Annotated in this window: 9 protein-coding genes and 3 rRNA genes; all 12 read right to left on the bottom strand. The window is 43.9% G+C overall.

Going from position 1 to position 15,131, the window contains the following annotated elements:
- Window positions 1-6: 6 nt before the first annotated feature.
- On the bottom strand, window positions 7-486 hold the full coding sequence (gene ispF / locus NST21_RS00585; RefSeq protein ID WP_056521805.1) for a 2-C-methyl-D-erythritol 2,4-cyclodiphosphate synthase: 480 nt from the start codon (window positions 484-486) through the stop codon (window positions 7-9).
- Between the two features lie 17 nt (window positions 487-503).
- Window positions 504-1,184: a 2-C-methyl-D-erythritol 4-phosphate cytidylyltransferase gene (gene ispD / locus NST21_RS00580; protein ID WP_056521802.1), complete on the bottom strand. Its 681-nt coding sequence runs from the start codon at window positions 1,182-1,184 to the stop codon at window positions 504-506.
- Window positions 1,185-1,205: 21 nt separating this feature from the next.
- Window positions 1,206-2,303, bottom strand: a complete 1,098-nt coding sequence (locus tag NST21_RS00575) for a PIN/TRAM domain-containing protein (RefSeq protein ID WP_056521799.1) — start codon at window positions 2,301-2,303, stop codon at window positions 1,206-1,208.
- 226 nt (window positions 2,304-2,529) lie between these two features.
- Window positions 2,530-3,603 carry a DNA integrity scanning diadenylate cyclase DisA gene (gene disA, locus NST21_RS00570; RefSeq protein WP_053349087.1) on the bottom strand — a complete coding sequence of 358 codons (1,074 nt, stop codon included), beginning with the start codon at window positions 3,601-3,603 and terminating at the stop codon, window positions 2,530-2,532.
- A 2-nt stretch (window positions 3,604-3,605) separates the two neighbouring features.
- A complete protein-coding gene (radA, locus tag NST21_RS00565; protein ID WP_340887286.1) occupies window positions 3,606-4,994 on the bottom strand; it encodes a DNA repair protein RadA in 1,389 nt (462 codons plus the stop codon).
- A gap of 234 nt (window positions 4,995-5,228) precedes the next feature.
- Entirely contained in the window at window positions 5,229-7,670 is a 2,442-nt protein-coding gene (clpC, locus tag NST21_RS00560) for an ATP-dependent protease ATP-binding subunit ClpC (RefSeq protein ID WP_056521792.1), read from the bottom strand.
- 118 nt (window positions 7,671-7,788) lie between these two features.
- Window positions 7,789-8,865: a protein arginine kinase gene (locus NST21_RS00555; protein ID WP_340887284.1), complete on the bottom strand. Its 1,077-nt coding sequence runs from the start codon at window positions 8,863-8,865 to the stop codon at window positions 7,789-7,791.
- On the bottom strand, window positions 8,862-9,413 hold the full coding sequence (locus tag NST21_RS00550; protein WP_056521789.1) for a UvrB/UvrC motif-containing protein: 552 nt from the start codon (window positions 9,411-9,413) through the stop codon (window positions 8,862-8,864). Before NST21_RS00550 ends, NST21_RS00555 begins: the two co-directional genes overlap by 4 nt.
- Window positions 9,414-9,433: 20 nt before the next feature.
- Window positions 9,434-9,895, bottom strand: a complete 462-nt coding sequence (locus NST21_RS00545; protein WP_053349092.1) for a CtsR family transcriptional regulator — start codon at window positions 9,893-9,895, stop codon at window positions 9,434-9,436.
- A gap of 349 nt (window positions 9,896-10,244) precedes the next feature.
- A 5S ribosomal RNA gene (gene rrf / locus NST21_RS00540) occupies window positions 10,245-10,360 on the bottom strand.
- 61 nt (window positions 10,361-10,421) lie between these two features.
- Window positions 10,422-13,354 (bottom strand): 23S ribosomal RNA (locus tag NST21_RS00535).
- A gap of 175 nt (window positions 13,355-13,529) precedes the next feature.
- Window positions 13,530-15,080 (bottom strand): 16S ribosomal RNA (locus tag NST21_RS00530).
- The 16S, 23S and 5S rRNA genes sit together here, the layout of an rRNA operon.
- Between the last annotated feature and the right edge of the window lie 51 nt (window positions 15,081-15,131).

Below are 15,131 nucleotides of genomic sequence, written 5' to 3'. Positions count from 1 at the left end.
ACGAATTTAGTTTGATTTAACCAATAAGACAACAGCCTGTGCCGCAATTCCTTCACTTCTGCCAGTAAATCCAAGCTTCTCGGTTGTGGTTGCTTTTACATTGATTTGATCAACTGAAGCATCTAAAAGTTCTGCAATCCTGACTCGCATTTCTTCAATATATGGAGCCATCTTCGGACTTTGTGCAATGATTGTACAATCAGCATTCCCTAGTACATAGCCTTCTTTTTTTACAATCGCCCAAATATACTGCAGCAGTTTTGCCGAATCAGCGTCTTTAAATTCCGGGTCAGTATCCGGAAAATGCTTACCAATATCTCCTGCACCAATTGCCCCTAAGCAAGCATCGGCAACAGTATGTAGAAGCACATCCGCATCCGAATGGCCAAGTAACCCTTTCTCATAAGGAATTGTAATCCCACCAATAATTAAAGGTCTTCCCTCTACAAGCTGATGAACGTCATATCCTTGTCCAATTCGAAACATCTTATTCTCCCCTATCATCAAAGTTGTTGTTTATGTAAAATCGCTTCTGCAAAATAAAGGTCTTCCTGTGTCGTAATTTTAATATTATCATAAGTGCCTTCAATAATAACTACCTGTTCGTTGATCCGTTCTAGCAAACTTGCATCGTCCGTACCTAAAAATGACTCTAACTCCGCCTGTTCATGCGCCCTTTTTAATATAGATACACGAAAAGCTTGTGGAGTTTGTACCGCCCACAAGCTTGATCGTTCCACCGTTTCTAGAACCTTTTTATCGGCGGCTTTTTTTATGGTATCCTTTACTGGAACCGCAATGACCGCCCCTCCATGAAGGGAAGCAGAAGACGCTAATTCACTGATTTGCACCTGATCGATAAAAGGGCGAGCACCGTCGTGGACCAGGATAATTTCTTCTCCTGCATGTTTTAGCCCATTATAAACACTCTGTTGACGTTCCTTGCCGCCTGTCACGAGTTTCTTGACCTTCTTAAGGTCATAAGTCGCTATCATTTGTATGAAATAATCCTCTTCTGCCGGATTTATCGAAAGGATAATCCCCCGACAGTTAGGATCTTCTTCAAAAACACGAAGTGTATAAACAATAATCGGGGTACCTGATAGTTCAATAAAAAGTTTATTTTTGCCCGCTTTCATTCGTTTTCCTTGTCCAGCTGCAGGTATCACTACTTCATAAAACATAACGGTTTCTCCTACTCTTCTTTATAATGCTTTTTCTAATAGTTTCGGTTTAGCAAAAATCATCCGACCTGCTGAGGTTTGCAGTACACTTGTCACAAGTACATCAATGCGTTTTCCAATATGATCACGACCACCTTCGACAACAATCATCGTACCGTCGTCTAAATAAGCAATGCCTTGATTCTGCTCTTTCCCATCCTTAATGACTTGCACATTCATTTCTTCCCCAGGAAGTACAACAGGTTTAACAGCATTCGCCAGGTCATTAATATTAAGGACTGCTACATTTTGAAACTCGCATACTTTATTTAAATTAAAGTCATTTGTAACAACCATCCCACCTGATATTTTGGCAAGCTTCACTAATTTACTGTCCACTTCTTGGATGTCTTCAAAATCCCCTTCGTACATCTCTACTTTAATCGGTAGTTCTTTTTGAATCCGGTTAAGGATATCCAATCCACGTCTACCGCGGTTCCTTTTCAAAGCATCTGAGGAATCAGCAATGTGCTGAAGCTCGTTTAATACGAATTGTGGTATTACTATGGTCCCCTCTAGGAAGCCTGTCTGACAGATATCTGCAATTCTACCGTCAATAATAACGCTTGTATCGAGGATCTTCAATCGCTTGCTGTAACCTTCTTCGTCCTCTTCACTCTCTTCACCGTCTGAAGTTTTTTTCTTATTATTTTTCGTAAATAAATTCAATAGTTCATCACGTTTTTTAAAGCCAACCTGAAACCCAAGATAACCAAACAAAAGCGTAAGGATGATAGGAACTACTGTATTTAAAATAGGCACCCTAATTGCACTAAAAGCGGATCCAACTAAAAATGCCGCAAGTAGTCCCACTAAAAGACCGACGCTGCCAAAGATTATGTCCGTACTTGGTATCTTAACAAGCTGTTCCTCCAGCCACTTCATAAAATAGATCACATGATCTACTGCCCAAAAAGTAATAAGATAAAAGATAATGGCACCCAACAGTACACTTACATAAGGATTGTTTATTAAAGCAATATCATCTGCATGTAAAACAATTAATAATTCCGGAATAAGTAACATACCAAGTGTCCCACCGACTATTAAGAAGCATGCTTGTATAATGCGTTTTAACATCCCTTTCACCTCCCTCTACTCATTATTGACCAATAAAAAAAAATGAAACCTTCGAAAATTCGTTTTCATTATATACGTGAAATTCACCTAAGGAATTAGTGGATTTACAAATACGATTCCTTCTCTTTTTCGTATTATTAGCCTAGCACCCTAAGTTTTGAGTGTCAAAAATAAACACCAATCAATTTCAAGCTAATATAGGAAAATTCAGATGTAAGTTTGCACCTTACATCCTTCGATTTGTGACAAGCTGATTTTTCAAAATACGAAGTCCTTCTCTAATTTTATTGGCACGGACTTCCCCAATACCTTCTACATCGTCAAGATCTTCAACCGTCGCTTTATTGACCTCCTTAAAGCTTTCGAACTGTTTCACTAAATTTTCAATGATCAAACCCGGCAAGCGTGGGATTTTATGAAGAATCCGGTATCCACGGGCATGTATAGCCTCATCAAGATGAATGTAACCATGATAGCCCAGTACTTTTAAAAGTATGCTTTCGTCCAATTGTTCCTGCATGGCCAACTCTTGAAGACGGAAAATGATTTCTTCAGGTTTTTCATCATTACTAGAGGTATAATCCTTGATAAGCCATTTTCCTTCCGTTTCAATATCCGCCAGAATTTCGTTCATTTGCAGACGGATCAGCCGTCCTTCTGTACCGAGTTCATTTAGGTAGGTAAGTAACTCCGCTTTGATTCGAAGAACCATAACATAACGATGAAATACTTGTAAAAGGTCAGCATAGGTCACAAGTTCTTCAAATTCCAGAGCTCCTAACACCGATATGCTCTGCTGCAGAACCACCTTATATTTTTCCAAGGTTTGAATGGCTAGATTAGCCTTAGCGAGTATGACACCAATATCTTTAAGGGCATATCGAAAATTACCTTGATATAAAGTAATTACATTTCGACGTTGTGAGATTGCAATTACTAAAGACTTGGTCTCCCTGGCTACACGTTCCGCTGTCCGGTGCCGCATACCTGTTTCAGTGGAGGGTGTACTATTATCAGGTACTAATTGAGCATTGGCGAAAATGATAGTATCGGCCTTTTCATTTAAAATGATGGCTCCATCCATCTTCGCCAACTCATATAATGTACTTGGGGTACAGTTACAATTAATTTGGAAGCCACCATCTACAATTGTGCGCACCTTTTCGTTATATCCAACTACAATCAACCCACCCGTATTTGCCCTCAGGACATTTTCAATGCCTTCCCGAAGCGGGGTACCCGGGGCTACAATTTGCAAAATCTCCAATTTTGTTTTCTCATACCCTTTTTTATCTGTCATCTTTACCCCCCTAACGAATGATGAAGAGCCTCCGAAACCGATGAAACCCCAACGATCTTAATACCCTTTGGAGCTGTCCATCCACCTATATTATTAGCTGGTATAATGACCCGTTCAAACCCTAGTTTTGCTGCTTCCTGTACTCGCTGTTCGATCCGGGACACCCTTCTTACTTCCCCCGTTAACCCAACTTCTCCAATGATGCAATCGGCAGGATTTGTTGGTTTATCACGGAAGCTTGAGGCAATGCTAATTGCCACAGCCAGATCAATTGCCGGTTCATCCAGCTTGACACCTCCAGCAACCTTTAGGTACGCATCTTGGTTTTGTAATAACAAACCCACTCTCTTTTCCAAGACCGCCATTAAAAGCGAGACCCTATTGTGATCAATCCCAGTAGCCATTCGCCTTGGATTTCCAAAACTCGTCGGTGAAATTAATGCCTGAATTTCAACAAGCACCGGTCTTGTTCCTTCCATTGACGCAACAACGGTGGATCCCGAAGCACCTTGTGACCGTTCCTCAAGGAAAATTTCCGAGGGATTCGCGACTTCTTCTAGACCATGTTCTTTCATTTCAAAAATACCCATCTCATTTGTCGAACCAAAGCGGTTTTTGACCGCGCGTATAATTCGATATGTATGGTGTCTTTCTCCTTCGAAATATAAAACAGTGTCTACCATATGCTCAAGCAACCTTGGCCCTGCAATCGCCCCTTCTTTCGTAACATGCCCGACGATAAAGATCGCAATTCCATTCGTCTTCGCAATACGCATGAGCGATGCCGTACATTCCCTTACTTGTGAAACACTTCCCGGCGCGGAAGTCACTTCAGAATGATACACCGTTTGAATTGAATCAATAATAACTAAATCCGGATTTACCTCTTGAATTGCCTGTTGGATATAATCCATATCAGTTTCCGCATAAACGAGTAGATTTTCTGACATAACCCCAAGCCGGTCCGCTCTCAGTTTGGTCTGTTTAACTGATTCTTCACCTGAAATATATAGCACTTTTTTCTGTTTATGCGCCAACTGTGAAGATACTTGCAAAAGTAGGGTAGATTTACCAATACCCGGATCTCCTCCAATTAACACAAGTGACCCCTGCACAATCCCGCCACCAAGCGCACGATTCAATTCCATTAAATCTGTCTTAATCCGAGGTTCCTTGTCTGACTGAATAGTAGTTATAGGTGCCGCCTTCACACGTTCCCCGGAACCTCTAACCTCTGAATGAGTAAAAGCTCCTTTTCTAGCCGGTTTAACAATTTCGGTTTCCTCGACCATCTTATTCCATTCTCCACAGCCCGGGCATTTTCCCATCCACTTCGCCGATTCATACCCACAAGACTGACACATAAACTTCGTTTTCTTTTTTGCAGCCATAATTACTCCTCTTCCTATTTGAAAAAATACCTATATAAAGGATATTATATCTCGGTTTTATTTAAACCTTCTTAATGATAAGTTTTTTAGAAAATAACTCCTGCACCCATATTTCCCTTTTTTTCGCCAGATATTGATTGCTTAAAAATTTTAAATATGAACATTTCTACCTATGAATAAAAAACAGAGGTACACTGCAAAAAATCTGCGTGTACCTCGAAGTTTAGAATCAGATTATTCACTTACGTTAACAGGCTCGCCTTGTCGGATTGCAAACTCATTATTCACAACGTCCATCACGACTGTTTGCCCTTTTTTCACATTACCTTTCAGCAACTCTTCGGACAAATAATCTTCTACATGTTTCTGAAGCGCTCTTCGGATTGGACGTGCCCCGTATTCAGGATCAAAGCCTTCCGTAGCAATTTTTTCTCTAGCCGCATCTGTCAGCTCCAAGTATATTTCCTGTTCTTTTAAACGAGTAGTCAGCTGATTAGACATTAATGTAACAATTTGTTTCAAGTGATCTTTCTCTAACGAGTGGAACACGATGGTTTCATCAATACGATTCAGGAATTCTGGACGGAAGGCACGTTTAAGTTCTTCCATCACTTTCCCTTTCATATTTTTGTAGTCCTGGCCAGTGTCCTGGATGTTAAAGCCGACATACTTATCAATTTTTAATGCAGAAGCCCCAACATTTGAAGTCATAATCAGAATCGTATTCCTAAAATCGACAGTACGGCCTTTAGAGTCTGTCAGCCTTCCGTCTTCTAGTACTTGAAGAAGAATATTAAAAACATCTGGATGTGCCTTTTCAATTTCATCAAGCAGAACGACGGAATATGGTTTTCTCCGCACTTTTTCTGTTAACTGTCCGCCTTCTTCATATCCTACATATCCTGGAGGTGATCCAACAAGACGTGAAGTTGAATGTTTCTCCATATATTCAGACATGTCGATCCTTATCATGGCATCTTCATCACCAAAGATGGATTCAGCTAGAGCACGGGCAAGCTCGGTTTTACCAACTCCTGTAGGCCCCAAGAAGATGAATGAACCGATTGGACGCTTAGGATCTTTCAATCCTGCTCTTGCACGTCGTACCGCTTTAGAGACCGCTATGACGGCTTCTTCCTGCCCAATTACACGATCATGGAGGATTGATTCCATATTAAGCAGTTTATCAGACTCAGTTTGCGCCAGTTTAGTGACCGGAACTCCCGTCCAGCTGGAAACGACATGGGCAATATCGTCCACTGTCACTTCACTGTTCTCTTGCCCTTGTTTTTCTTTCCATGTTTTCTTCGTTTCTTCCAATTGTTCTCTTAAACGTTGTTCTGTATCGCGAAGTGAAGCAGCTTTTTCAAACTCTTGACTTTGAACGGAAGCGTCCTTTTCCTTACGAACATCATCTAGTTTCACTTCAAGTTCTTTTAAGTTTGGTGGTGTTGTATATGAGCGTAACCGTACTTTTGAACCTGCTTCATCAATCAAGTCAATCGCTTTATCCGGTAAGAAGCGATCGGAAATATAACGATCAGATAATTTAACTGCAGCGTCAATCGCTTCATCCGTAATTGAAACGCGGTGATGGGCTTCATACCGGTCACGTAAACCCTTCAATATTTGAATGGACTCTTCCATCGTTGGCTCGTCGACTTGAATTGGTTGAAAGCGTCGTTCTAGCGCAGCGTCTTTTTCGATATATTTACGGTACTCATCCAAAGTCGTTGCACCGATACATTGTAATTCACCACGGGCTAATGAAGGTTTAAGGATATTAGAAGCATCAATGGCACCTTCAGCCCCGCCAGCACCAATCAATGTGTGCAACTCATCGATGAATAAGATGATATTGCCTGCCTGACGAATTTCGTCCATTACTTTCTTTAAACGGTCCTCAAACTCACCACGATATTTCGTACCAGCTACAACAGTACCCATATCAAGTGTCATAACGCGTTTATCGCGCAGGATTTCAGGTACCTCATTATTAATGATCTGTTGGGCAAGACCTTCAGCGATGGCTGTTTTACCAACCCCAGGTTCACCGATTAATACTGGGTTATTTTTTGTACGACGACTTAATACCTCAATGACCCTCTGTATTTCCTTGCTTCTTCCGATAACAGGATCCAGGCTGCCTTCACGAGCAATCGCCGTTAAATCTCGGGCAAGACTATCCAGGGTTGGTGTGCTTGCATTTGAGGCTGCTGACCCCTGATGTCCACCTGATTCATTACTGCCTAACAGTTGTAATACCTGTTGGCGTGCTTTATTTAAGCTTACTCCAAGGTTGTTCAGTACTCGGGCTGCAACACCTTCGCCTTCTCGGATTAGACCAAGAAGTACATGCTCTGTCCCAACATATGAATGGCCTAATTTTCTTGCTTCATCCATAGAAAGCTCAATGACTTTTTTAGCTCTTGGGGTATAGTGTATTGTTTGGGCAGTATCCTGTCCACGGCCAATCAGGTTTTCTACTTCTTTCTGGATTTTTTCTGCTCCTAAACCAAGAGCATATAACGCTTTAGCTGCAATTCCATCGCCTTCTCGAACCAGGCCTAACAAAATATGTTCTGTACCAATATTATTATGTCCTAAGCGGATTGCTTCTTCTTGGGCTAATGCTAATACTTTCTGGGCTCTTTCAGTAAAACGACCAAACATCATAGGGAATTCCTCCTTAAGAATTTTCGTTTTGAGTAAAGCTACTCTAAGTAACGGCAGAGGCTTCATTGCACTACATTTATTACATGAATATAGGTACTCACTCAGAGGTAATTAACCTCTATGAGGAGGAAGTTTCCGTGAAGTTTAAGCGTTCTCGAATGAGTGCTGCTCGACGGATATCCCTTTCATGGGATCTTAATGGGCCACCTGCGTATTTTTGTAAAAATCCTGACTGAGTTAATATCATCAACTCATTTAAGATGCTTTTAGAAATATTTTTTATATACCCAAGATCTATACCTAACCTAACATCGGAGATACAGGTAGTTGCTTCCTTAGTCTCAATGACTCGAGCATTAGACAAAATCCCATAAGAACGGTAAACTCTATCTTCTAATTGTATGTGAGAGGACTTCACTAATGCATCCCTTGCTGACCTTTCCTGGGCAATGATTTGTTGAACTACACTCGTTAGATCTTCAACAATGTCTCTTTCAGACTTTCCGAGAGTAATTTGATTAGAGATTTGAAAGATATTCCCTAACGCTTGACTGCCCTCTCCATAAATCCCTCGAACTACCAACCCTAATTGATTGATAGCCGGTATAATTTGATTCATCTGCTGTGTAAGGACTAGGCCCGGCAGATGCATCATGACCGAAGCCCTTAATCCTGTTCCCACATTAGTTGGACAACTAGTTAAGTATCCTCTTTCTTCATCATATGCATAGTCTATGGATTCTTCAATCCAATCGTCAAGAACATTTGCGAGCTTTAACGTTTCTTTTAGCTGCAGCCCAGACATTAAACACTGAATACGGAGATGATCCTCTTCATTGATCATGATACTTATTTCTTCATTTTCTGAGAGAAGACAAGCACCTTTTGCTGATTCATCAACTAAATGAGGACTGATTAAATGCTTTTCAACGAGAACACGCTTTTCTAGTGGTTTGATTTGGTCAATCTCTAGAAGTTCAAGTTTACCAATCTCCGGGGTAACTTCCTCTTCAATTCTTTTTTTTACTAATTCAATGATTTCTTTAGCTTCTTCGTTAGAAAAGGAGGTAGGAAAGGTGAAATCTTTGAAATTCCTGGCCAACCGAATTCTAGAACTTAATACAATATCAATTTCAGGCCCTTCGGCACTCATCCAGGAACTCAAGGCGTTTTCTACAAACTTTTCTAAACTCATAATTCGTCGCCTCCCTCTTGTGCTTCATACCTTTTTTCAAGGGAACGAACCTTATCTCTTACTTCTGCTGCTTTCTCAAATTCCTCTTGATTGATGTGAACCTTTAAAACCTCTTTCAAATCTGAAATTTGTTTTCGAAGATAAATGGTGCCACCAATCCTTTTTGGAATTTTACCTATATGTGCAATATTGCCGCTATGAACCCTCTTTAAAATCGGATTTAATTGATCGTTGAAAGTTTTATAACATTCAGCACATCCAAATTTACCAAGGTGGACAAACTCTTTATAGGATCGGTGACAATGAGGGCAGCGCTTCTCTTCTGTCTTAGGAAATGCATTTGCCTTCGTCTGTTGAATATTCGACTCCATATTCAACAATCCTGCTAATAAATTATTTATTGAAAAACCATGTCCTCCTGCAACCATAGTCATTTCACCTTTTTCCTGAGCACATTTCTCACAAATCATAACCTCGGTTTTTTTTCCATTAATGATCTTGGTGAAGTGCAGGGTAGCAGGCCTTTGATGACATTCTTGGCAAATCATGTTCATCACCTCTGCCAGTTTTATTTATATTTTAAAGTTGTAAGCATCGCAGTTAAAATCCTTGCCCTAAGCTCATCTCGGTCGGGTAAATCTATATAAATCACCGATCTATCAATGACGCTCATCATGATCTTGGCTTCTCTTTCATTTATAACTTCTTCACTCATAAGCCGAGAAATAACACCTTCAGCCATCGATTGAGTTACCCTAGAACCAATAAGGGATAATAATTGGTTAATAAGATGCACGTAATCCTGCGATTTCACTTTCATGATCCGTATATAACCGCCGCCTCCACGCTTACTCTCTACAACATAACCTCTTTCGATTGTAAACCTGGTATTAATTACGTAATTGATTTGAGAAGGAACACACTGAAATTTATCTGCTATTTCACTTCTTTTAATTTCTAAGATATCTTTCTGACTTATTTCTAGTACTTGTTTCAAATAAGTTTCGATAATATCAGATATGTTTCTCACTCAGCCTCCTCCAATCTGACTTTGACTATATTTGACTATTATTATACAAGGAAAAATGCATTTTGCAACTTAAATGCACTCATTTAAATGTATTATCCATTTTCTCCAAATTATATGTACTTACATACCCTAATGCACACTAAAATTTAAATATCTTACTTAAATACCCTAAACAGTTAAACACAAAACCTATTTTATAATAGAATATTCTATTACGTGTATTAATTCTCCTGCCGAATCCAAACACCTGGTCAAATACAAAGAAGACCAACATCTTTGCTGATCTTTAAATCGCTATCTATTTGTAAAAGAAAAAAGACCAGCCAAGTATGGCTGATCTTTTTGAATGGCTTGGCGGCGTCCTACTCTCACAGGGGGAAACCCCCAACTACCATCGGCGCTGAAGAGCTTAACTGCCGTGTTCGGAATGGGAACGGGTGTGACCTCTTCGCTATCGTCACCAAACAATAAAGGAACGTTGTTCCTTCAAAACTAGATAATAAGAAGGTATTTCATTTTTTAAAGCGTGGTTAAGTCCTCGATCTATTAGTATCAGTCAGCTCCACATGTCGCCACGCTTCCACCTCTGACCTATCAACCTGATCATCTTTCAGGGATCTTACTAGCTTGCGCTATGGGAAATCTCATCTCGAGGGGGGCTTCATGCTTAGATGCTTTCAGCACTTATCCCGTCCGCACGTAGCTACCCAGCTATGCCTTTGGCAAGACAACTGGTACACCAGCGGTGCGTCCATCCCGGTCCTCTCGTACTAAGGACAGCTCCTCTCAAATTTCCTGCGCCCGCGACGGATAGGGACCGAACTGTCTCACGACGTTCTGAACCCAGCTCGCGTACCGCTTTAATGGGCGAACAGCCCAACCCTTGGGACCGACTACAGCCCCAGGATGCGATGAGCCGACATCGAGGTGCCAAACCTCCCCGTCGATGTGGACTCTTGGGGGAGATAAGCCTGTTATCCCCGGGGTAGCTTTTATCCGTTGAGCGATGGCCCTTCCATGCGGAACCACCGGATCACTAAGCCCGACTTTCGTCCCTGCTCGACTTGTAGGTCTCGCAGTCAAGCTCCCTTGTGCCTTTACACTCTACGAATGATTTCCAACCATTCTGAGGGAACCTTTGGGCGCCTCCGTTACTCTTTAGGAGGCGACCGCCCCAGTCAAACTGCCCACCTGACACTGTCTCCCACCCCGATAAGGGGCGCGGGTTAGAATTTCAATACAGCCAGGGTAGTATCCCACCAACGCCTCCACCGAAGCTAGCGCTCCGGCTTCTCAGGCTCCTACCTATCCTGTACAAGCTGTACCAAAATTCAATATCAGGCTGCAGTAAAGCTCCACGGGGTCTTTCCGTCCTGTCGCGGGTAACCTGCATCTTCACAGGTACTATAATTTCACCGAGTCTCTCGTTGAGACAGTGCCCAGATCGTTACACCTTTCGTGCGGGTCGGAACTTACCCGACAAGGAATTTCGCTACCTTAGGACCGTTATAGTTACGGCCGCCGTTTACTGGGGCTTCGGTTCAAAGCTTCGCTTGCGCTAACCTCTCCCCTTAACCTTCCAGCACCGGGCAGGTGTCAGCCCCTATACTTCGCCTTGCGGCTTCGCAGAGACCTGTGTTTTTGCTAAACAGTCGCCTGGGCCTATTCACTGCGGCTTTTCTGGGCTATTCACCCTAAAAAGCACCCCTTCTCCCGAAGTTACGGGGTCATTTTGCCGAGTTCCTTAACGAGAGTTCTCTCGCACACCTTAGGATTCTCTCCTCGCCTACCTGTGTCGGTTTGCGGTACGGGCACCTTACATCTCACTAGAGGCTTTTCTTGGCAGCGTGGAATCAGGAACTTCGGTACTATATTTCCCTCGCCATCACAGCTCCGCCTTAATGGAAACGGGATTTGCCTCGTTTCCGGCCTAACTGCTTGGACGCGCATATCCAACAGCGCGCTTACCCTATCCTTCTGCGTCCCCCCATCGTTCAAACGATGTATAGGTGGTACAGGAATATCAACCTGTTGTCCATCGCCTACGCCTTTCGGCCTCGGCTTAGGTCCCGACTAACCCTGAGCGGACGAGCCTTCCTCAGGAAACCTTAGGCATTCGGTGGAAGGGATTCTCACCCTTCTTTCGCTACTCATACCGGCATTCTCACTTCTAAGCGCTCCACCAGTCCTTCCGGTCTGACTTCAACGCCCTTAGAACGCTCTCCTACCATCGACACCATACGGTGTCAATCCACAGCTTCGGTGATACGTTTAGCCCCGGTACATTTTCGGCGCGGAGTCACTCGACCAGTGAGCTATTACGCACTCTTTAAATGATGGCTGCTTCTGAGCCAACATCCTGGTTGTCTAAGCAACTCCACATCCTTTTCCACTTAACGTATACTTTGGGACCTTAGCTGGTGGTCTGGGCTGTTTCCCTTTCGACTACGGATCTTATCACTCGCAGTCTGACTCCCAAGAATAAGTATTTGGCATTCGGAGTTTGACTGAATTCGGTAACCCGTTGGGGGCCCCTAGTCCAATCAGTGCTCTACCTCCAATACTCTCATCTTGAGGCTAGCCCTAAAGCTATTTCGGAGAGAACCAGCTATCTCCAGGTTCGATTGGAATTTCTCCGCTACCCACACCTCATCCCCGCACTTTTCAACGTGCGTGGGTTCGGGCCTCCATTCAGTGTTACCTGAACTTCACCCTGGACATGGGTAGATCACCTGGTTTCGGGTCTACGACCTCATACTCATTCGCCCTATTCAGACTCGCTTTCGCTGCGGCTCCGTCTTATCAACTTAACCTCGCATGAAATCGTAACTCGCCGGTTCATTCTACAAAAGGCACGCCATTACCCATTAACGGGCTTTGACTACTTGTAGGCACACGGTTTCAGGATCTATTTCACTCCCCTTCCGGGGTGCTTTTCACCTTTCCCTCACGGTACTGGTTCACTATCGGTCACTAGGTAGTATTTAGCCTTGGGAGATGGTCCTCCCTGCTTCCGACGGGATTTCTCGTGTCCCGCCGTACTCAGGATCCACTCAGGAGGGAACGAAGTTTCAACTACAGGGTTTTTACCTTCTTTGACGGACCTTTCCAGATCACTTCATTTACCCCGTTCCTTTGTAACTCCATGTTGAGTGTCCTACAACCCCAAGAGGCAAGCCTCTTGGTTTGGGCTAATTCCGTTTCGCTCGCCGCTACTCAGGAAATCGCATTTGCTTTCTCTTCCTCCGGGTACTTAGATGTTTCAGTTCCCCGGGTCTGCCTTCAGTACCCTATGTATTCAGGTAAAGATACTGTTCCATTACGAACAGTGGGTTTCCCCATTCGGAAATCTCCGGATCAAAGCTTACTTACAGCTCCCCGAAGCATATCGGTGTTAGTCCCGTCCTTCATCGGCTCCTAGTGCCAAGGCATCCACCGTGCGCCCTTTCTAACTTAACCGTTAAAAAAGATCTTACTGATGCTTTGAAAAAATTAATTGCCTTCTATCTATTATCTAGTTTTCAAGGAACAAAGAAGAAAAAATTCCATCACAACGTGATGAGATCTTTCGTATCTGAATGAATTACTCATTCAAAACTGAACAAAACAAAAGCGCTCTCGTATTTATCCTTAGAAAGGAGGTGATCCAGCCGCACCTTCCGATACGGCTACCTTGTTACGACTTCACCCCAATCATCTGTCCCACCTTAGGCGGCTGGCTCCATAAAGGTTACCTCACCGACTTCGGGTGTTACAAACTCTCGTGGTGTGACGGGCGGTGTGTACAAGGCCCGGGAACGTATTCACCGCGGCATGCTGATCCGCGATTACTAGCGATTCCGGCTTCATGTAGGCGAGTTGCAGCCTACAATCCGAACTGAGAATGGCTTTATGGGATTCGCTTACCTTCGCAGGTTTGCAGCCCTTTGTACCATCCATTGTAGCACGTGTGTAGCCCAGGTCATAAGGGGCATGATGATTTGACGTCATCCCCACCTTCCTCCGGTTTGTCACCGGCAGTCACCTTAGAGTGCCCAACTGAATGCTGGCAACTAAGATCAAGGGTTGCGCTCGTTGCGGGACTTAACCCAACATCTCACGACACGAGCTGACGACAACCATGCACCACCTGTCACTCTGTCCCCCGAAGGGGAACGCCCTATCTCTAGGGTTGTCAGAGGATGTCAAGACCTGGTAAGGTTCTTCGCGTTGCTTCGAATTAAACCACATGCTCCACCGCTTGTGCGGGCCCCCGTCAATTCCTTTGAGTTTCAGCCTTGCGGCCGTACTCCCCAGGCGGAGTGCTTAATGCGTTAGCTGCAGCACTAAAGGGCGGAAACCCTCTAACACTTAGCACTCATCGTTTACGGCGTGGACTACCAGGGTATCTAATCCTGTTTGCTCCCCACGCTTTCGCGCCTCAGTGTCAGTTACAGACCAGAAAGTCGCCTTCGCCACTGGTGTTCCTCCAAATCTCTACGCATTTCACCGCTACACTTGGAATTCCACTTTCCTCTTCTGCACTCAAGTTCCCCAGTTTCCAATGACCCTCCACGGTTGAGCCGTGGGCTTTCACATCAGACTTAAGGAACCACCTGCGCGCGCTTTACGCCCAATAATTCCGGACAACGCTTGCCACCTACGTATTACCGCGGCTGCTGGCACGTAGTTAGCCGTGGCTTTCTGGTTAGGTACCGTCAAGGTACCAGCAGTTACTCTGGTACTTGTTCTTCCCTAACAACAGAACTTTACGACCCGAAGGCCTTCTTCGTTCACGCGGCGTTGCTCCGTCAGACTTTCGTCCATTGCGGAAGATTCCCTACTGCTGCCTCCCGTAGGAGTCTGGGCCGTGTCTCAGTCCCAGTGTGGCCGATCACCCTCTCAGGTCGGCTACGCATCGTCGCCTTGGTGAGCCATTACCTCACCAACTAGCTAATGCGCCGCGGGCCCATCTATAAGTGACAGCCGAAACCGTCTTTCCATCTTCTCTCATGCGAGAAAAGAACGTATCCGGTATTAGCTCCGGTTTCCCGAAGTTATCCCAGTCTTATAGGCAGGTTGCCCACGTGTTACTCACCCGTCCGCCGCTAATCTCAGGGAGCAAGCTCCCATCGATTCGCTCGACTTGCATGTATTAGGCACGCCGCCAGCGTTCGTCCTGAGCCAGGATCAAACTCTCCGAAGAAATGTTTGACTTGCTCATTTTGCTTTTTGATAGTGTGTGCTCACTTAAAAT

It is taken from the genome of Peribacillus sp. FSL K6-1552, from assembly GCF_038005205.1.
In the GTDB taxonomy this organism is placed as follows: domain Bacteria; phylum Bacillota; class Bacilli; order Bacillales; family DSM-1321; genus Peribacillus; species Peribacillus butanolivorans.
Note: the sequence above shows the minus strand (reverse complement) of the source record. Positions and strands in the feature narration are given on the sequence as shown.

Bases quoted from the DNA above. Each gene is read 5' to 3' on its own strand.
- ispF (WP_056521805.1), bottom strand. From the start codon at position 486: ATGTTTCGAATTGGACAAGGATATGACGTTCATCAGCTTGTAGAGGGA.
- ispD (WP_056521802.1), bottom strand. From the start codon at position 1,184: ATGTTTTATGAAGTAGTGATACCTGCAGCTGGACAAGGAAAACGAATG.
- NST21_RS00575 (WP_056521799.1), bottom strand. From the start codon at position 2,303: ATGTTAAAACGCATTATACAAGCATGCTTCTTAATAGTCGGTGGGACA.
- disA (WP_053349087.1), bottom strand. From the start codon at position 3,603: ATGACAGATAAAAAAGGGTATGAGAAAACAAAATTGGAGATTTTGCAA.
- radA (WP_340887286.1), bottom strand. From the start codon at position 4,994: ATGGCTGCAAAAAAGAAAACGAAGTTTATGTGTCAGTCTTGTGGGTAT.
- clpC (WP_056521792.1), bottom strand. From the start codon at position 7,670: ATGATGTTTGGTCGTTTTACTGAAAGAGCCCAGAAAGTATTAGCATTA.
- NST21_RS00555 (WP_340887284.1), bottom strand. From the start codon at position 8,865: ATGAGTTTAGAAAAGTTTGTAGAAAACGCCTTGAGTTCCTGGATGAGT.
- NST21_RS00550 (WP_056521789.1), bottom strand. From the start codon at position 9,413: ATGATTTGCCAAGAATGTCATCAAAGGCCTGCTACCCTGCACTTCACC.